The following is an 18112-nucleotide window of genomic DNA, read 5'->3' as shown; positions in this document are numbered from 1 at the left end:
CCCCATCTCGCGGATTGCGGATTCGGTATGTACCGAGCCTACGTGAGCGCACCGACAACGAGCACGGACGATTGTCACGAGGACCGGCACGGCCGCGTCGTAGAACTCTACGACGCGGCCGTCCGCCGATTGCGTACCGTATACGATTCAGTGCGCTCCGACACCGGTCAAGGACTTGACCTCGAGTTCCGCGTACTTGCCCTTGTCCGGCTCCTCCTTGGAGAGGAGGGAGCCGAGCCAGCCGAGCAGGAAGCCGAGCGGGATGGAGACGAGGCCCGGGTTCTCCAGCGGGAACCAGTAGAAGTCCACGGTCTTGAACATCGAGGTGGGCTTGCCGGAGACGACCGGCGAGAAGAGCACCAGGACGACCGAGGAGATCAGACCGCCGTAGATCGACCAGAGCGCGCCCTGGGTCGTGAACCGCTTCCAGAAGAGGCTGTAGAGGATCGTCGGCAGGTTGGCGGAGGCGGCGACGGCGAACGCGAGGGCGACCAGGCCGGCGACGTTGAGGTCGCGGGCGAGGGCGCCCAGCGCGATCGAGACGACACCGATGAGGACGGTCGCCCAGCGGGCGGCGCGGACCTCCTCCTTCTCCGTGGCCTTTCCGCGCCGGATGACGTTGGCGTAGATGTCGTGCGCGAAGGAGGAGGACGAGGCCAGGGTCAGTCCGGCGACCACGGCGAGGATGGTGGCGAAGGCGACGGCCGAGATGACCGCGAGCAGGATAGCTCCGCCGGTGGAGCCGGCGCCGCCGCCGATCTCCAGGGCCGCCAGCGGGGCGGCGGTGTTGCCCGCCTTGTTGGAGGCGATGATGTCGCTGTTCTTGAGCAGGGCCGCGGCGCCGAAGCCGAGGACGATCGTCATCAGGTAGAAGGCGCCGATGATGCCGATGGCCCAGTTGACCGACTTACGGGCGGCCTTGGCGGTCGGCACCGTGTAGAAGCGGATCAGGATGTGCGGCAGGCCGGCCGTGCCGAGGACGAGCGCGACGCCGAGCGAGATGAAGTCCAGCTTCGAGATGCCGGAGACGCCGTACTTGAGGCCGGGCTCCAGGAACGCCTGGCCCTTGCCGCTGTTGGTGGCGGCGGCGCCGAGCAGCTCGGAGAGGTTGAAGTTGAACTTCAGCAGGATGAGGAAGGTGATCAGGAGCGTGCCCGCGATGAGGAGCACGGCCTTGACCATCTGCACCCAGGTGGTGCCCTTCATGCCGCCGATGGTGACGTACACGATCATCAGGACGCCGACCAGGGCGACGATGGCGACCTTGCCGCCGTCGCTGGTGATGCCGAGCAGCAGCGAGACGAGCACGCCCGCGCCGGCCATCTGCGCGAGCAGGTAGAAGATCGAGACGACGATGGTGGAGGTGCCGGCGGCGGTACGGACCGGGCGCTGGCGCATGCGGTAGGCGAGGACGTCGCCCATGGTGAACCGGCCGGAGTTGCGCAGCGGTTCGGCCACCAGGAGCAGGGCGACCAGCCAGGCGACCAGGAAGCCGATGGAGTACAGGAAGCCGTCGTAGCCGAAGAGCGCGATGGCGCCCGCGATGCCGAGGAAGGACGCGGCGGACATGTAGTCGCCGGAGATCGCGAGGCCGTTCTGGAAGCCGGTGAACTGGCGGCCGCCGGCGTAGAAGTCGGCGGCGCTCTTGGTCTGGCGGCCCGCCCAGACCGTGATGAAGAGGGTGGCGACGACGAAGGCGCCGAAAAGGGCGATGATCAGTGGCCGGTGCTCGCTGGTGGCGTTCTCGGCCGCCAGCGAGACGGTCTCGAAGATGCTGCTCACGCGTCGGCCTCCATACGGGACTTGATGGCCTCGGCCTTCGGGTCGAGGCGGGCGGCCGCGTGCCGCGAGTAGAGCCAGGCGATGAGGAAGGTGGTGGCGAACTGGCCGAGGCCGAGCACGAGCGCCACGTTGATGTTGCCGAAGAGCTTGGTCCCCATGAAGCCGCCCGCGTAGTTGGAGAGCAGCACGTACAGCAGGTACCAGGCGATGAAGGCGATCGTCAGCGGGAAGGCGAAGGAGCGGTACGTACGGCGCAGTTCACCGAACTCCGCACTCTCCTGGACCTCGACGAACGCCTCTGTCGTGGGCTGGACGGGGACGGAGTCGGCGTCCGAGCCGCCTCGGGGCGGCGGCGGTGCTTCGGTGGCCACGGATTCTCCTCGCGGTACGGGTGCGACAGGCATGGACAAAGGGGGCCTCGCTGGGGGGCGGGGGAACGGAGGTCCGGACGGAGCTCCTCCCCTGCACAACGGCACGGAGCGCGGGGCGACGCGGTTCACCCCTCACGTTTCTCCTCTCCTGGATCTTCCTCCGTATCTGTATCAAGTCCTCTCAACTCATTGAAGGCCCGGCAAGATCAGCGATAACTTCACTCGTCATGCACCTGCCCGCCCGCAACCGGCGTACGGGCAGTACATACGGATGATGTGGAGAACCCATGGCTCATCTGGGATCGAGACGCGGTCGAGTACTCGCTCTTCCGGCCGGTCTCGCGCTCACGGCCTCGCTCGGCTTCCTTCCGACCGGCGCATCCGCCGCGGTGGCGAGCGACGCCCCGGCGACGGCCGCCGTGGCGACGAACGGCCCGAAGCTGTCGTACGTCGTCAACGTCGAGGGGGGTCGCTGGACGGCCGCCTCGGTGAAGAAGGCGATCGCCGCGGCCGGGGGCACGGTGGTCATCTCCTATGACCAGATAGGCGTGATAGTCGTCCACTCGCAGAACCCCGAGTTCGCGAAGACGATCCGCCAGGCCCGGGGTGTGGTGTCGGCCGGTGCGACGCGTACGGCGCCGCTCTCCGTCCAGACCGACACCTCCGTGGGCGAGGGCGGCCAGGCGCTCACCGCCGCCGAGGCCACCGCCGCGGCGGCCGGCGCCACCGCGGGCCAGGACCCGCTCGAGCCCCTGCAGTGGGACCTGCCGGCCATCAAGGCGGACAAGGCCCACCAGAAGACGCTCGGCAGCAAGAAGGTGACGGTCGGCGTCATCGACACCGGTGTCGACGACACCCACCCGGACCTGGCGCCGAACTTCGACGCCGCGTCCTCGGCCAACTGCGTGACCGGCGCCCCGAACACGACGCCGGGCTCGTGGCGTCCGAACCCGGGCGAGAGCGACCACGGCACGCACGTCGCCGGCACCATCGCCGCCGCCAAGAACGGCGTCGGCATCACCGGTGTCGCGCCGGGCGTGAAGGTCTCCGGCATCAAGGTCTCCACCCCGGACGGCTTCTTCTACACCGAGGCCGTCGTCTGCGGCTTCGTGTGGGCGGCCGAGCACGGCGTCGACATCACCAACAACAGCTACTACACCGACCCGTGGCTGTTCGCGTGCAAGAACGACGAGGACCAGAAGGCCCTGGTCGAGGCGGTCACGCGGGCCACCCGCTACGCCGAGCGCAAGGGCACGGTCAACGTCGCCGCGGCCGGCAACTCCAAGATGGACCTGGCGGCGGACGAGATCACCGACGTCACCAGCCCGAACGACACCACCCCGGTGACGCGGGTCATCGACCCGAAGGAGTGCTTCGACTACCCGGCCATGCTGCCGGGCGTGGTCACGGTCTCCGCCACGGGCGCCAAGGACCTGAAGTCCTCGTACTCCAACTACGGCCAGGGGGTCATCGACATCGCGGCGCCCGGCGGCGACCGCACCGAGTACCAGACGCCGGACGCCCCGGCGATCAACGGCCGCATCCTGTCGACCACGGTCAACGGCGGCTACAACTACAAGGCCGGTACGTCGATGGCCGCGCCGCACGCGGCCGGCGTGCTCGCGCTGCTGAAGTCGACCCACCCGCACGCGAGCCCGGCGGCGCTCAAGTCCCTGCTGTACGCGCAGGCCGACGACCGCGCCTGCACGAACCCTTACGACATCGAGGGTGACGGCAAGATCGACGCGGTGTGCGAGGGCGGCAAGAACAAGAACGGCTTCTACGGCGCTGGGCTTGTGGACGCCCTCGACGCCGTGCGCCGCTAATTGCTCGCGGGGCCCCGGTGTGTGCGCGGACGTTGTCGGTCGCGCACACACCGGGGCCCTTCGCATGGCACTGAGTGCCATAGTGCGGGCATGGACACCACGGTACGCACAGGCACGGAGTTGTTGTGGTCGGCCCTGGGCGGCGATCCCGCCCTGCTCGACCGCGTGAGGTACGGGGGCCCGGCGGGACTGTTGCCGGCCCGGCTGCCCGTGATGGAGCTGGCCCGCGCCACGGTCGCGGTCGCCGGTCTCGCCGCCGTCGAACGTCACGGCGTGACCGGGCCGGTCAGAGTGGACGACGGGGCGGTGGCGACCGCGTTCGTGAGCGAGCGACATCTCCGGGTCGGCGGACGGGCACCGGTCAACTTCGCGCCGCTGTCCCGCTTCTGGCGCGCTCGCGACGGCTGGATCCGTACGCACGCCAACTATCCGCACCACCGGGCGGCGCTGCTCGCGGCGCTGGGCGTGCGCGGGGACTCGGTGGAGGCCGTGGAGGCGGCGATCGCCGAACGGAAGGCCGTCGAGGTCGAGACGACGGTGTACGCGGCCGGGGGCCTGGCGGTCGCCCTGCGCAGGCCCGAGGAGTGGGCCGCCCACGAGCAGGGCCGGGAGGTGGCGGCGCGGCCGCTCCTGACGCGGGAGCGGCTCGACGAGGCGCCCCCGAGGCGGCGTTCGGGTCCGCTCCGGGTCCTGGACCTCACCCGGGTCATCGCCGGTCCGGTCGCCACCCGTACCCTCGCCCTCCTCGGCGCGGACGTGCTGCGCGTCGACCCGCCGCGGAACCCCGAACTGGCCGACCAGCACGCCGACACCGACTTCGGGAAGCGGACGGCCGCGCTGGACCTGGACAGCCCGTCGGACCGCCGTGCCTTCGACGAACTCCTCGACGCCGCCGACGTCCTGGTCACCGGTTACCGCCCCGGAGCCCTGGACCGCTTCGACCTCCACCGGCCGGGTCTGGTGACCGCCCGTCTGTCGGCATGGGGCGACTACGGCCCCTGGGCCGAGCGGCGCGGCTTCGACAGTCTGGTGCAGGTGGCGACCGGGATCGCGGTGACCGAGGGCTCGGCGGACCGGCCGGGGGCGCTGCCGGCGCAGGCCCTGGACCACGGGTCCGGCTATCTGCTCGCGGCCGCGGTGCTCAGGTCGCTGACCGAACAGGACCGGGAGGGCGGCACCCGTCTGGTACGCCTGGCACTGGCGCAGACGGGGCACTGGCTGACCGCCTCGCTCCCCCGCTACGAACCGGAGCGGTACCTGGCCGAGACGGACAGCCCGCTGGGACGGCTGCGGCACGCGCTGTCGCCGGTGTCGTACGAAGGCGGCCCGGCGGGCTGGTCGCGTCCGCCGGGCCTCCAGGGCGGGGACGACCCCGCGTGGCTCACGGCTTGACGAGGACCTTGAGTGCGGTGCGCTCGTCCATCGCCCGGTAACCGCCGGGGACCCCGTCGAGGCCGACGGTCAGGTCGAAGACCGGGGACGGGTCGATGGTGCCGTCGAGGACGTCCGGAAGCAGCTCGGGGATGTACGCGCGGACGGGCGCGACGCCGCCGCGCAGCGCTATGTTCCGGTCGAAGATGACCGACAGGTCGAGTCCGGTGCCGCTGCCGTGCGGGACGCCGACGTAGCCGATGGAGCCGCCGTCCCGGGCGATCGCGACGGCGGTACGCATCGACTGCTCGGTGCCGACCGCCTCGATGACGGCGTGGGCGCCCTGGCCGCCGGTGAGTTCGCGGACGGCGGCCTCGGCGGCCTCGCCGCGCTCGGCGACGACATCGGTGGCGCCGAAGGTGCGGGCGATGTCCGTACGGACGGTGTGGCGGCCGAGCGCGATGATCCGCTCGGCACCGAGGCGCCGGGCGGCGAGGACGCCGCAGAGGCCGACGGCGCCGTCGCCGACGACCGCGACGGTGGAGCCGGGCCGCACGCCCGCGCCGAGGGCGGCGTGGTGTCCGGTCCCCATGACGTCGGAGAGCGCGAGGAGCGCGGTCAGCAGGTGGTCGTCGGAGGCCGCGTCGGCGGGCAGCTTGACGAGGGTGCCGTCGGCGAAGGGGACGCGGACGGCCTCGCCCTGGCCGCCGTCGGAGCCGAGGGAGCCCCAGAAGCCGCCCTGCGGGCAGGAGGTCTGCAGGTCCTCGGCGCAGTAGGCGCAGGTGCCGTCGGACCACACGAAGGGGGCGACGACCAGGTCGCCGGGGTCGAAGCCGGTGACCTCGGCGCCGGTTTCCTCGACGATGCCGAGGAACTCGTGGCCGATGCGCTGACCGGGCTTCCGGGCCGACTCGCCGCGGTAGGCCCACAGGTCGCTGCCGCAGACGCAGGCGCGCAGCACCCGCAGGACGACGTCCGTGGGCTGCTGGATCACCGGGTCGGGCACGTCCTCCACGCGCATGTCGAACGGGGCGTGGATGGTGGTGGCGCGCATGGGGGACGGTCCTCGCTGTCAGTCGGTCGTACGACGTTCACCGTACTCCGCTTTCAGGACGCCGACTGTCAGGAGGTACTGCGCCGCCAGGTAGGTCAGCATGATCCAGAAGTCGGGCGCCGGGAGCTGGGGCCAGTCGGCGACACCGGTCGCGATGAGGGTGTCGGAGAGCAGGAAGAGAGCTCCGCCCGCGCCGGCCGCGAGACCCAGGGAGCTCGCGCGGTAGGCCATGGCGGTGAGCAGGAGCGAGTACCCGGCGACGGGGAGGCGCAGCTCGGCGGGGAGGTCGGGCCACAGGAGGGCGACGGTGCCGACGAGCGCGGCGGCGTATCCGAGGCCGAGGAGCGGCCGCGTACGCCGCCGTCCGAACAGCACCAGGTAGCAGACGTGTCCGGCGGCGAAGGAGCCCATGCCGGCGAGGAAGGCCCAGTCGGCGTCGAGGAGCAGGAACACGTCCCCGCCCCAGCCGAAGAGGAGGGCCGCGGTCAGGAGCTTCGGGGCGCCTCGGGTGACGGCGTACGCGGCGAGCAGCGGCATCAGCAGCGGCTTGGCGATCCGGTGGCCGAGGTCGGCGCCGGCGAGGAGGGAGACCAGGTCGGCGGCGACGGCCAGGAGGAAGACGGCGAGGAGCGCGCGGGAGAGGGCGGGCGCCTGGGCCGGGGCGGAGCCGACGGCGGGGCTCCTCATGCGGCCGGCTCCGGCGCGGCGGGGCCGGTGCTCTCGCGGGTGTCGGGCCCCGGCTGCCATCCGGGCCCGCGGAAGACCCGTCCGGCGCGCTCGCGCCAGCTGGTGGCGGCCCGCACGTCACGGGCGATGGCGGCGTACTCGTGGGTGGCGACGCGCAGGGGGTTGTAGGTCTCGATGTTCTTGGTGAGCCCGAAGACGGGCTTGTCGGTCTCCCCGACCCAGGAGCCGAACAGGCGGTCCCAGACGATCAGGATGCCGCCGAAGTTCCGGTCCAGGTAGCCGCCCTGCGAGGCGTGGTGGACGCGGTGGTGGGAGGGGGTGTTGAGGACGTACTCGAAGGGGCGGGGCAGCTTGTCGATGCGCTCGGTGTGGATCCAGAACTGGTAGACGAGATTGACCGAGTAGCAGAAGGCGATCGCGGCGGGGTGCACGCCGAGGGCGATCATCGGCAGATAGAACGGCCAGGACGTCAGGCTGGTCCAGGGCTGGCGCAGCGCGGTGGTGAGGTTGAACTTGCGGCTGCTGTGGTGCACCACGTGGCAGGCCCACAGGATGCGGATGACGTGGTGGCCGCGGTGCTGCCAGTAGTAGAAGAAGTCCTGCGCGAGCAGCATCAGCGGGATCGTCCACCACAGGACGGGGACGCGCAGGGGGGTCAGTTCGTAGACGGCGGTGTAGATCGCGACGATCGGGATCTTCCAGAGGAAGTCGAAGACGAGGCTGCCGATCCCCATGCCGAGGCTGGTGGCGGCGTCCTTGGTCTCGTACCCGGCGGCGTCCTCGTCGGGATGGAGCCGGTAGCTCACCATCTCCACGACGGTGAGCAGCACGAACGCGGGTATGGACCACAGCACGACATCGGGCAGGTTCGGCATGCCGATGACGGTAGAGGGGGGTGTCGGGCTGCGGCTAGACGTTGTTACCAACAAGTATGCGAGACGACTTGTCAGCAAGCTTTGGCACCTTCCGACAACCCGGAGGCGGGCGCGATCGCGAGGACGGCGGTCGTGGTCGCCCGACTCGTCAGACGCCCACCGCGTCCAGCAGTGACCCCACCCCGTACGTCACCGCCATCGCCAGTGCCCCGCCCCCCACGTTCCGCAGGATCGCCGGTGGGGTCGGGGCAGCGCCCAGGCGGGCGCTCCACCAGCCGGTGAGGGCGAGGGCGGCGAGGACCGAGAGGACGGTGACCCAGAGGCGGACCGAGGCGGGGGGCAGGACGATCGCGAGGAGGGGCAGCAGGGCGCCCGCGGTGAAGGCGAGGAAGCTCGCGGCGGCCGCGTGCCAGGGGTTGGTGAGCTCGTCGGGGTCGATACCCAGCTCCACTCGCGCGTGGGCGCGCAGCGCGTCGCGTTCGGTGAGCTGCTCCGCGGCCTCGCGGGCGACGTCCGGGGAGAGGCCGCGGGCCGACAACAGGTCGGTCAGCTCGGCCAGTTCCTCCTCCGGCTGCTCGCGCAGCTCGCGCTTCTCCGTGGCCAGGGCGGCCTTCTCCGAGTCGCGCTGGGTGGAGACCGAGACGTACTCCCCCGCCGCCATCGACATGGACCCGGCCAGCAGGCCGGCCAGGCCCGCGGTCAGCAGCGCGGCGTGGGACCGGGTCGCGCCGGCGACGCCGACGACGAGGCCCGCGGTGGAGACGACTCCGTCGTTGGCCCCGAGCACGGCGGCCCGGAGCCAGTTGAGACGGGAGCCGAGCCCTCCGCCGTGGGCTTCGTCGTGGACAGGGGCATCAGTCACCCCGGGAGAGTCTCATCCGGCCCGTCACCACACGCGCACCGACCCGCCCGGGGCGAAGGCGGGGCTGGTCGCGTCCGCCGGTACCTCCTTCAGCGGTTCGGCGATCTCCTCGACCGAAGGGCCGTGGACGGCGGCGATCGAGTCCAGGTACGGCAGGTCGAAGCCGTAGACCCGCGCCGCGTTGCCGCCGACCATCGCCGCGACCTCCTCCCTCGGGAGCCCCGCGTACGCGAGGCGCAGTCCCTCGCGGGAGTACGGCGTGGTGCCCTCGTCGTGCGGGTAGTCGCTGCCCCACATGATCTTGTCGAGGCCGATCCGGTCGCGCAGGGGGACCTCGTGCGGGCGCATGAAGCTCGCGCCGACGAAGCAGTTGTCGCGCCAGACCGCGCTGGGACCCTTGCCCATGGACGCGGCGAGGCCGGCTCCGAACCTGGACTCCGCGGTGGCGGCCCGGGAGGCGGCTGCGACCAGGCGGCCGTGGTAGTAGTCCAGCATCTCCAGGACGCCGGGGATCCAGCCGGATCCCTGCTCCGTGAGGACGAGTCTCAGCTCCGGGTGACGGCGGAAGGCGCCGCCGAACACCAGGTGCCACAGCGCCCGGTGGGAGAACCACGTCGTCTCGACCATGAACACCGCGCGCGCGGCCGGCTCGTCGCCGAGCGGCGGCGAGGCCGAGCCGCCGTGGTGGTTGACGGGGACGTCAAGCTCCGCGCAGACCGCCCAGATCGGGTCGTACGCCCCCGAGTACAGCTCCGGGATCCCGCTGCCGGGCGGGGCGCCGGGCAGGAGGATCCCGCCCGTCAGGCCCGCCTCCTTCGTGCGGCGGATCTCCCGTACGGCCTCGTCGACGTCGTTGAGGAGGATCTGGGCCACGCCCGCCCTGCGGCCGGGGGCGAGGGAGCAGAAGTCGGCCAGCCAGCGGTTGTGGGCGCGCAGCCCCGCCCAGCGCCGCTCGTACTCCTCGCGGGTGGGAGCGGGGGCCATCAGCGAGGCGGACGGGAAGAAGGGTGGGATGGTGTTGGGGAAGACGACCTCCGCGACGATTCCGTCCGCCTCCAGCTCGCGCAGCCGGCGGTCCGAGTTCCAGTTGCGGTCTGCGGTGTCGGCGAGCAGGTCCTCGTACGGGTTCACATAGCCCGCGGCCCAGGCGTCGAAGTCGTCGTGGTGCCTCTTCTCCAGGTACGGCCGGTAGTCGAGGAGGTCCGCGCCCGCGTGACAGTCCGCCGAGACGACGGTGTACCGCTCCATCAGCTCGCCCCCAGAACCGGGAAGTCGTGGTCCGTCAGCCAGTGGCGGCCGACCTCCCGCGAGCGGGCCCAGGACGCCTCCACCGCCGCCTGGTCGGGCGACTGGCCCAGCTCCGCCGGGGTCGGGCCGATCCGGCGGGCGATCGGTGCCAGCCTCTCGGTGTCGAAGCCGAAGACCTCCGCGGCGGCGAGGCCCAGCATCCGGCGGGTCTCCGTCACCGGTATGTCGTGGAAGGTGTTCCGCAGCCACGCGCGCGTGGCCGGCCAGGTCCCCTCGGGGTGGGGGAAGTCGGAGCCCCAGAGGATGTTGTCGACGCCGATCTCGTAGCGCTGCGCCAGCTCGCGCCGCTTGGTGTTGGTGGCGCAGACGAACACCTGACGGTCCAGGTATTCGCTCGGCGGCCGCTTGAGCTCCGCGAACGGCGAGAGCTTCTTTCCGCCGTGGGCTCCCAGATAGAGCCGGTCCATGAACCACAGCAGGTTGGGCAGCCACCAGCAGCCGGACTCGGCGACGCCGAACCTCAGCCCCGGATGGCGCTCGAAGACCCCGGACCACAGCAGGAACCACAGCGGCCTGGCCGGCCACCAGGTGACCTCGCTGACGTAGATGCCGAGATGGTCGCCGTACTCCTCGCGCGGGGCCGCGCCCGAGTGGGTGACCAGCGGCATCCCCGTCTCGGCTGCGGCCGCCCACACGGGGTCGTAACGCCGGTCGTGGTACGGCTCCTTGTCCACCCACATCGACGGAATCATCAGCGCGCCGAGCCCCGACTCCTTGGCCCGGTGGATCTCGGCGACCACCCGCGACGGCTCCGCCGTGATCGGCAGCAGCGCCACCCCGCAGTGCCGCGCCGCGTTGTCGGCGTTCCCGCCCACGAACTCGGCGAGCCAGCGGTTGTGCGCCTGCGCGCCCGCCATGCCGAGCTCCGGGTCCTGGTCGCCGGAGAGGCCGAGGCCGACTCCGAACGGCGCCGCGGTCCGGCTGTCGACCGCGTCCGCGTCGGGGAAGACGACCTCACCGGCCACGCCGTCGCCGTCGAGCTCCTTGAGCCGCTGGGCGGCGTCCCAGCCGCCGCGCAGCCCCTCCTCGTTGTCGTGGAACCACTTGTTCGCGAAGTCCTCGTTGCGCACCCCCAGCCGGGTCATGGCCTCGCGGCGGGCCTCCCGCCCGGCGAGGAAGTCGTCGAAGGCGCGGTGGAAGCGGGAGTCGAGATAGGGCCGGTACTTTTCGGTGGGCAGGCCGGCGTGGCAGTCGGAGGAGATGATCAGATACGGGTCTTCGTACGTCTCATGCGTCTCGTGCGTCACGGCGTGACTCCTCAGTCGAGGATGAAGCTCTCCAGGTACGACGGGTTGGCGCGGTCGAGCATCGACCGCGCCCGGGCGCGGATCTGGCGGTCGCTGTGCTCGCTCTCCGGCAGCATCCAGAACCGGTCGGCGCGGATGCCGTCGACGACGTGCCCGGCGACCTCCTCGACGGGGGTGAACGCGACCTCGTGCCCGGCCTCCTTCATGGCCGCCTCCCACTGGTCGAGGCTGCGGTACGGGGTTCTGCGCGGACGCTGCTTCGCGTACCGCTCGGGCCGGTTGCGGTGCGACTCCCACAGGCCGGTGCGCAGCATGTGCGGGCCGGGGAAGAGCACGGAGGCGCCCACGCGCGCGTGCTCCGCCCTGAGATGGGCGTAGAGCGACTCGGTCATGGTCACCACCGCCGCCTTGGTGACGGCGTAGACGGAGGCGGTGGGGAGCGGGGCGATCCCGCCGTCGCCGGAGGAGGTGTTGACGACATGGCCGGGCTCACCGCCCGCGAGCATGCGCGGGACGAAGGCCTGGATGCCGTGGAAGACGCCCCAGACGTTGACGGAGAAGGCCCACTTCCAGTCGTTGGGCTCGTGCTCCCACAGGGGGCCCTCGGCTCCCGACCCGACCCCCGCGTTGTTGCAGAGGACGTGGACGGCGCCGAAGGTGTCGTACGCGGCGTCGGCGAACGCCCGGACGGCGTCGGGTTCGCTGACGTCGACCGTACGGGCGAGGATCTGCGCCCCGTCCTCCATGAGCTCGTCGGCCACCTCGGCGAGCGCGGCCTCCTCCACGTCGCCGAGGACGACGGCGAGGCCCTCGGCGGCGAAGCGGCGGGCCATGGCGAGCCCGATGCCGCTCGCCGCGCCGGTGACGACGGCGACCTGTCCCTCGCGCAGCTCCATCACGCGCTCCCCGCCGTCGCTCCCTCCGGCGGCCCGTCGAGGATCTGGCCCGGGTCGTCGTAGCGCTGGTGGATGTACGGAAGGAGGGCCTGGGCGCTGACGCGTTCGGCGACCCGGCCCTTCTGGTCGGTGGTCTTCTCGCCGAAGGTGATCTCGACGATCCGGCGTACGGGGAGGTCGGCGACGGGGTCGTACATGGACTCGCGCAGCACGATGTCACCGGTGATCCGCTCCAGCTTCCGCACCTTCTCGTGCCGGACACAGTGGACGAGGACGGGGTCGGCGTCGAAGCCGGAACCGTCCACGGCGGGCAGGAACTTGAAGTAGAAGTCGGTCTTCTCGGCGGGCTCCGGCAGTGGGAGGGGGCCGGAGACCGCCCCGCGGACCTCGACGAAGTCGATGCCGTGACGGCCGAGCGAGGCGTGGACGACGAGGCCGTCGCGTTCGACGACGACGTCGCCGAGCTTCTTCGGCTCGCCGAAGACCTCGCGGCCGCCGATCAGGGCCCGCTCGTGGGTCATCGGCATGACCAGCGGATACCAGCCCTCCTGGTCGCCGTGGGCGGCGGCGACGGCCACCGAACCGGCACCGAGGGGATAGCCCGGCAGGTCGACCCGTGAGATGGCGGCGCGTACCAGGGGACGCGGGGTGGGCTTGAGCGGAGGCGGCAGCACGGCCGCTACCACGTCCGGATCGGTCTCCCAGACGGCGACCACCCCGGTGGACCAGATGTCGGGGAGTTTCGAGCTCTTCGTACGGGCCGCGGTGATCTCGGCCTCGGTGCGTGCCCCGTACCGTACTCGTGCCATGACGTACCACCCTTCAGGGACCGTCAGCGCCTGTAACACAGTTACATCGGTGGCGGACAAGGGTAAAGACCCGCGCACGGACGAGAGTTGGGGGAAGCCGATGCCTCGCACCGCACTGAGCCGGGAGGAGGTCCTGGACGCCGCCGCCGCCCTGGTCAAGCGGCACGGCCCGGACGCCCTGACCATGCGCAGGCTCGCCGCCGAGCTGGGCACCGCCGTCACCTCGATCTACTGGCACGTCGGCAACCGCGAGTCCCTCCTCGACGCGCTCGTCGAGCGGACCGTCGACGATCTCGCCGCGATCGCCCCGCGCGGCCGCACCCCGGCGGCCCGGATCGTCTCCGTGGCCCGCGCCCTCCGGCGGGAGCTGCGCGACCGCCCGCACCTGGTGGCGATGGTCCACGAAAGGGGCCTCACGGAGCGGATGTTCCTGCCCGCGCAGCGGGCGCTGGCCAAGGAGGTGCACGCGGCCGGGGTGCGCGGGGCGCGGGCGGCGGAGGTCGTCCGGGCCGTGCAGTTCCAGGTCGTCGGCTTCGTCCTGGTGGAGCGCAACCGCGAACGCGCCCCCCTCCAGTCCCCCGGTGAGGAGGCGCTCTGGGACGCCGAACGCCCGGGCCCGGACCCCGCGCTGGCGCGCGCGCTGGCCCGCCCCGTCGACAGCGACCGGCTCTTCACCACGTCCGTACGCGCCTTGGTGGAGGGGTTGTTGGGGGCGTCGGCGCGGGTGCCGGATTAATTCGGTGGCACGCGCGCGTGGGGTCGTTCTACGGTGATGTCACGCGGGGGCGGCTCCGCAAGCGTGCTTCCTTCTCCCTTCTCTGACCTCCGTAGCGCGCTCACTCTCCGCTCCCGCCTCGCTCTTCCCCTCCCCTCTGGAGATCCCTTTTTGTCTGTGGTGTCGTCCGTCCTGCTCCGCCGTCTCCGTACGGTCTACGTCGATCAGGCCGGGCCCCGCCCCGGTGACCCTTCCACCTCCGAGGGCGTGGTCGCCCTGGAGACCGAGCTTCTGGACCGCGGCTTCGCCCCGACCGCCGAGCTGCGCGCCGCGCTCGCCTGGCTCGGACCTGCCGGGCTCGCGGAGGCCGGCAAGCGGCTGCTCGGCCATCTCGACGCCGAACTGGGCGCGGACCGCCCGCACATGCCGCTGTTCCGGTCCTTCCCGGTCTCCGTCCCGGACGACACCTTCGGTCTGTACGTGGACCGGGTGTTCGCGCTGCTGCTCCAGTGGCCGACGCAACCGTGCGTGCTGTGTGGGACGCGGGGCAGCGTGCATCCCGTCTCGCCCTGCGCCCACCTCGTGTGCCGGCGCTGCTGGGACGGCGACGACTACTCCGGCTGTCCGCTCTGCCACCGCCGCGTCGACCCCGCGGACCCGTTCCTGCGGCCGTCGGCCGCCGCGGCCGTCCCCGAAGGGGACGACGAGGAGTCCTCCGCCGGTCCGCTGCGACTGCTCGCCCTCGGTCGTGACCTCGCCGCCGACTCCGTCAAGGCCCTGCTCACCCTGCTCGCGCGCCGCACCCCGCTCTCCCCCGCCGACCGCGACGACCTGAAGGTGCTGCTGGCCCACGCCCCGGCCGCGCTCGACTGGCTGCCCGCCGACATTCCCGTACGGGAGACCAAGGCGCTGCTCCTGGGCACCCTGCTGCTCGACCGGTCGACCCGGGAGGCCGTGCGGCCAGAGCTGGACGTCCGGCTGACCACCGCCACCGATGTCCTGCGACTGCTCGCGGTCTGGTCCGGCGGTGAGGCCGACCTGCTGGAGCCCCGCCCGTTCCGGTCGCTGCCGCGCGCGCTGCGCCGGCAGCTTCTCGCCGTCCTGGACGGGCTCGACACCACCTCGCTGGTCGAGGACCTGCTGCGCCACCCGGGGCTGTGGAAGAAGGCGGCCGAGACGCTCCACCCCTTCGAGCGGCACACCCGGCACCCGCGGGCCGCCCTGGCCTTCGCGGTGCTGCGCGGCACCTCCCTCGACACCGGGCGGGACGCACTGGGCGAGGCGTTGCGGCGCACCGCCGCCGCACACCCCCGGGTCGTACGGATCGACGGCGACCGCGTCAAGCCGCACACCTGGACGGGCCGGGTGGAGACCGCGCTGGCCACCCGGGACCTGGGCACCGCTCTGGCGCTGCTCGCCCAGCGACCCGGGGAGCTGGTGCGCCGGCTCGACCACCTGCTGCGGCTGTACGGCTTCGAGACCCTGCCCGCGGACGTGGCCGAGGTGCTGCGCCGGGCCCTTCCCGGGGCAGGTCCCGGACCTCTGCTCTCGGCGCTCGGACGGCTCAGGATCCGTCATCTGCCCGGTGACCGCCGGGTGTTCTTCCCGCGCGGCAGGGTGACGCACGCGTACACGCTGGACGACGCGCGCGCTCCGCTGGCCGCCCCTCTCACCGCCGAGGTCTGCGCCCTCCTGGAGGGCGAGGTGTTGCGCCGGCTCGCGGACGCGCCCCGCTTCGACGTCGCGGTCCTCGACGCGGGCCTGTCCGGCCTTGCCGTGCCGTCGGCCGAGGGCGCGGCGGCCAAGGCCCTGGTCTCCGTGCCGCGCGGCTCGACGCAGCCGCTGCCCCGGGGCGAGGTCCTGCGGATGTTCCTCCACTGGGCGCAGCCGACGAAGACCCGGGTGGACCTGGATCTGTCGGTGGCGCTGTTCGACGCGGACTGGGCGTACGTCGGGCTGTGCGACTACACCAACCTCGTCCACGGCGACCGCGCCGTGGTCCACTCCGGCGACCTGACCTCGGCACCGGCCCCCAAGGGGGCGACCGAGTACGCCGACCTGGATCTGGCGGCGCTCGCCGACACGGGGGTGCGGTTCGCGATGCCGATCGTCTTCAGCTACAACAACGTGCCGTTCGAGCAGCTCCTCGACGCTTTCGCCGGTTTCATGGCCCTCCCCTCCAGGGAGGGCAGGGGCGCGGAGTACGACCCGAGGACCGTGCGGCAGCGGTACGACCTGGTGGGCGACGCCCAGATCCATGTGCCGATGCTGGTGGACCTGGAGCACCGCACCTTCCTGTGGACGGACCTTCATCTGCCGCCGTCCGAGGGCTTCCAGAGCGTGTACACGCACAGCGCCGTTCTGGGGCGGGTCGGCAAGGACCTGTACCAGTACTTCACCGCCGGCCGGACGAGCCTGTGGGATCTGGCCGTCTGGCACGCGGCGGCGCGTACGGACCGGGTCGCGGTGCTGCGGCGCGGGCACGAGGGCGACGACGAGGTGAGGGAGTACGAGCGGGGACCGGGGGAGCCGGTGGAGTCCTTCGCGGACCGCATCCGTACGGGCGGGGCGCCGGAGCGGCGGCACACCGCCGAGGACGGGTGCGTGATGGCCGGGGAGGTCGCGAGCGGCCGGCACGCGTTCCTCGCCCTCCTCGACGGCGAGGTCGTGCCCGAGGCGGCGACGGGCACGGTCTACCGGCTGCTGCCCGGCCCGGTGGACGGCTGCGGTCTCGAACAGGCCGCGGCCGGGGACCTCGTGGCCATGCTGGGCTGAGCGTCACGCAGGCGGGTGCGAAGGGCGGAGGTGAACTGCCGTACGACCACCCGTCCGTGGGACCCGGGTGTCGACCCGGCGGCCGGATTCCGGGCCCGGAGCGGACACCGGGGGCGGCGTTGTCAGCGGCGGCCCGTATTCTCAGTGACCATGCTCGACGACCGCACGACAGCAGCGACGTGGCCGACCGCCTACCCACCGGGGTACGCGGTCGTCGACGTGGAGACCACCGGACTCGCCCGGGACGACCGGATAGTGTCGGCTGCCGTCTACCGCCTGGACGCCCAGGGCAATGTCGAGGACCACTGGTACACGCTCGTCAACCCGGAGCGGGACCCCGGGCCGGTCTGGATCCACGGGCTGACCACCGAGACGCTCAAGGGGGCGCCGCTCTTCCCGGAGATCGCCGCCGAGTTCTCGGCGCGTCTCGACGGCCGGGTCCTGGTGGCGCACAACGCGATGTTCGACTGGTCGATGATCGCCCGCGAGTACGCGCGCGCCGAGCGCACGGCGCCCGTGCGCCAGCGGCTGTGCACCATCGCCCTGTCCAAGGAGCTGTCGCTCCCGCTGCCCAACCACAAGCTGGAGTCGCTGGCCGCGCACTTCGGTGTCGTCCAGCAGCGGGCCCACAACGCGCTGGACGACGCGCGGGTGCTGGCCGAGGCGTTCCGGCCGAGCCTGCACGCCGCGGCGGAACGGAACGTACGGCTGCCGCTGCTGGAATGCCGGCCGCTGACGGAGTGGGCTCCGGCGCCGGCCACGCCCCGGATCGGCCACCAGTCCTCGTACCACGCGAACGGCTGGCGGCCGTCCAGGAAGCGTCCGCCGTGCCCGTACCCGAATCCCGGACGTTACGAAGCGGACAAACCGCTCAAGCAGGGCATGAGGGTGGCGTTTTCGGGCGACACCTCCATCGACCGTGAGCTGCTGGAGGACCGCGCCGTCGAGGCGGGGCTCCATGTGGCGACGAGCGTCTCCCGGCTGACGAGCCTGCTGGTGACGAACGACCCGGACGCGGCCACCTCCAAGACGGTCAAGGCGAAGTCCTTCGGCACCCCGATCGTGGACGAGGCGGGCTTCACACAACTGCTGCGGGACGTCGCCCCGGCAGACGGGTGAACGGCCGGGCGTGCCGCCCGCCCTTCGTACGCCCCGGGACGCACCCTGTGGCGCATGGCACGTTGTGAGGTCTGCGGAAACGATTACGGCATGTCCTTCGAAGTGCACGCGCAGGGCGCGGTGCACGTCTTCGACTGCTTCGCCTGCGCCATTCACCGCATGGCGCCCATCTGTGAGCACTGCCGGGTCCAGATCATCGGCCAGGGCGTCGAGGTGCAGGGCAAGTGGTACTGCGGCGGTCACTGCGCCCGCGCGGAGGGAAAGGTGGGCATCGTCGACCACGTCTAGGGGGGCCTGTGGTCCGCGGCTCGCCCGCGACCGCACGGTCCCCGTGGTCCGCAGCCCGCCCCGCGAACCGCACGGTCCCTGTGGTCCGCAGCTCGCCCCGCGACCGCACGGTCCCACCCGGCTCCCC

The 18112-nt window shown here is 72.0% G+C and carries 16 protein-coding genes; 6 read left to right on the top strand and 10 right to left on the bottom strand.

Annotation, left to right across the window (positions count from 1 at the left end):
- Window positions 1-147 precede the first annotated feature (147 nt).
- On the bottom strand, window positions 148-1782 hold the full coding sequence (locus ABZY12_RS15050; protein WP_356890178.1) for a cation acetate symporter: 1635 nt from the start codon (window positions 1780-1782) through the stop codon (window positions 148-150).
- Window positions 1779-2153, bottom strand: a complete 375-nt coding sequence (locus ABZY12_RS15045; RefSeq protein ID WP_356890176.1) for a DUF485 domain-containing protein — start codon at window positions 2151-2153, stop codon at window positions 1779-1781. Before ABZY12_RS15045 ends, ABZY12_RS15050 begins: the two co-directional genes overlap by 4 nt.
- Before the next feature lie 287 nt (window positions 2154-2440).
- Here ABZY12_RS15045 and ABZY12_RS15040 point away from each other — a divergent pair, with 287 nt between their 5' ends.
- Window positions 2441-3979 carry a S8 family serine peptidase gene (locus ABZY12_RS15040; RefSeq protein ID WP_356890174.1) on the top strand — a complete coding sequence of 513 codons (1539 nt, stop codon included), beginning with the start codon at window positions 2441-2443 and terminating at the stop codon, window positions 3977-3979.
- Between the two features lie 90 nt (window positions 3980-4069).
- Window positions 4070-5371, top strand: coding sequence for a CoA transferase (locus ABZY12_RS15035; protein ID WP_356890172.1), 1302 nt, complete (start codon window positions 4070-4072; stop codon window positions 5369-5371).
- Here ABZY12_RS15035 and ABZY12_RS15030 read toward each other — a convergent pair.
- The 8 genes from ABZY12_RS15030 to ABZY12_RS14995 all read right to left on the bottom strand — a co-directional run bounded on the left by ABZY12_RS15030 (window position 5361) and on the right by ABZY12_RS14995 (window position 13088).
- The gene (locus ABZY12_RS15030; RefSeq protein ID WP_356890170.1) at window positions 5361-6404 is read right to left on the bottom strand and encodes a zinc-dependent alcohol dehydrogenase family protein; all 1044 of its coding nucleotides are present in this window, start codon (window positions 6402-6404) and stop codon (window positions 5361-5363) included. The genes ABZY12_RS15035 and ABZY12_RS15030 overlap by 11 nt on opposite strands.
- 18 nt (window positions 6405-6422) lie before the next feature.
- Entirely contained in the window at window positions 6423-7091 is a 669-nt protein-coding gene (locus tag ABZY12_RS15025) for a lysoplasmalogenase (protein WP_356890168.1), read from the bottom strand.
- Window positions 7088-7966 (bottom strand): sterol desaturase family protein, encoded by an 879-nt coding sequence (locus ABZY12_RS15020; protein ID WP_356890166.1) that lies wholly within the window; start codon window positions 7964-7966, stop codon window positions 7088-7090. Before ABZY12_RS15020 ends, ABZY12_RS15025 begins: the two co-directional genes overlap by 4 nt.
- A 148-nt stretch (window positions 7967-8114) precedes the next feature.
- Window positions 8115-8828: a VIT family protein gene (locus ABZY12_RS15015; protein WP_356890164.1), complete on the bottom strand. Its 714-nt coding sequence runs from the start codon at window positions 8826-8828 to the stop codon at window positions 8115-8117.
- Between the two features lie 24 nt (window positions 8829-8852).
- Window positions 8853-10076 carry an amidohydrolase family protein gene (locus tag ABZY12_RS15010; RefSeq protein ID WP_356890162.1) on the bottom strand — a complete coding sequence of 408 codons (1224 nt, stop codon included), beginning with the start codon at window positions 10074-10076 and terminating at the stop codon, window positions 8853-8855.
- Window positions 10076-11383, bottom strand: coding sequence for an amidohydrolase family protein (locus ABZY12_RS15005; RefSeq protein WP_356890160.1), 1308 nt, complete (start codon window positions 11381-11383; stop codon window positions 10076-10078). Before ABZY12_RS15005 ends, ABZY12_RS15010 begins: the two co-directional genes overlap by 1 nt.
- Window positions 11384-11394: 11 nt before the next feature.
- Complete coding sequence (locus tag ABZY12_RS15000; protein ID WP_356890158.1) at window positions 11395-12279, bottom strand: SDR family NAD(P)-dependent oxidoreductase; 885 nt, start codon at window positions 12277-12279, stop codon at window positions 11395-11397.
- Window positions 12279-13088, bottom strand: a complete 810-nt coding sequence (locus ABZY12_RS14995) for an acetoacetate decarboxylase family protein (protein WP_356890156.1) — start codon at window positions 13086-13088, stop codon at window positions 12279-12281. The genes ABZY12_RS15000 and ABZY12_RS14995 overlap by 1 nt, the downstream gene beginning before the upstream one ends.
- A gap of 100 nt (window positions 13089-13188) precedes the next feature.
- Between ABZY12_RS14995 and ABZY12_RS14990 the strand changes: the two genes are divergently transcribed.
- From ABZY12_RS14990 to ABZY12_RS14975, 4 genes are all read left to right on the top strand, one after another.
- Window positions 13189-13824: a TetR family transcriptional regulator gene (locus ABZY12_RS14990; protein ID WP_356890154.1), complete on the top strand. Its 636-nt coding sequence runs from the start codon at window positions 13189-13191 to the stop codon at window positions 13822-13824.
- Window positions 13825-13974: 150 nt separating this feature from the next.
- The gene (locus ABZY12_RS14985; protein WP_356890152.1) at window positions 13975-16578 is read left to right on the top strand and encodes an MXAN_6230/SCO0854 family RING domain-containing protein; all 2604 of its coding nucleotides are present in this window, start codon (window positions 13975-13977) and stop codon (window positions 16576-16578) included.
- Between the two features lie 144 nt (window positions 16579-16722).
- Window positions 16723-17697: a DEDDh family exonuclease gene (locus ABZY12_RS14980; RefSeq protein WP_356890150.1), complete on the top strand. Its 975-nt coding sequence runs from the start codon at window positions 16723-16725 to the stop codon at window positions 17695-17697.
- Window positions 17698-17751: 54 nt separating this feature from the next.
- Window positions 17752-17985: a hypothetical protein gene (locus tag ABZY12_RS14975; RefSeq protein ID WP_356890148.1), complete on the top strand. Its 234-nt coding sequence runs from the start codon at window positions 17752-17754 to the stop codon at window positions 17983-17985.
- Window positions 17986-18112: the final 127 nt, after the last annotated feature.

This window comes from Streptomyces sp. NPDC006551, assembly GCF_040611675.1.
GTDB lineage: Bacteria > Actinomycetota > Actinomycetes > Streptomycetales > Streptomycetaceae > Streptomyces.
This window is presented reverse-complemented; position numbering and strand designations above follow the sequence as displayed.

Coding starts and splice junctions, on each gene's coding strand:
- ABZY12_RS15040 (WP_356890174.1), top strand. CDS start 2,441: ATGGCTCATCTGGGATCGAGACGCGGTCGAGTACTCGCTCTTCCGGCC.
- ABZY12_RS15035 (WP_356890172.1), top strand. CDS start 4,070: ATGGACACCACGGTACGCACAGGCACGGAGTTGTTGTGGTCGGCCCTG.
- ABZY12_RS15030 (WP_356890170.1), bottom strand. CDS start 6,404: ATGCGCGCCACCACCATCCACGCCCCGTTCGACATGCGCGTGGAGGAC.
- ABZY12_RS15025 (WP_356890168.1), bottom strand. CDS start 7,091: ATGAGGAGCCCCGCCGTCGGCTCCGCCCCGGCCCAGGCGCCCGCCCTC.
- ABZY12_RS15020 (WP_356890166.1), bottom strand. CDS start 7,966: ATGCCGAACCTGCCCGATGTCGTGCTGTGGTCCATACCCGCGTTCGTG.
- ABZY12_RS15010 (WP_356890162.1), bottom strand. CDS start 10,076: ATGGAGCGGTACACCGTCGTCTCGGCGGACTGTCACGCGGGCGCGGAC.
- ABZY12_RS15000 (WP_356890158.1), bottom strand. CDS start 12,279: ATGGAGCTGCGCGAGGGACAGGTCGCCGTCGTCACCGGCGCGGCGAGC.
- ABZY12_RS14995 (WP_356890156.1), bottom strand. CDS start 13,088: ATGGCACGAGTACGGTACGGGGCACGCACCGAGGCCGAGATCACCGCG.
- ABZY12_RS14990 (WP_356890154.1), top strand. CDS start 13,189: ATGCCTCGCACCGCACTGAGCCGGGAGGAGGTCCTGGACGCCGCCGCC.
- ABZY12_RS14975 (WP_356890148.1), top strand. CDS start 17,752: ATGGCACGTTGTGAGGTCTGCGGAAACGATTACGGCATGTCCTTCGAA.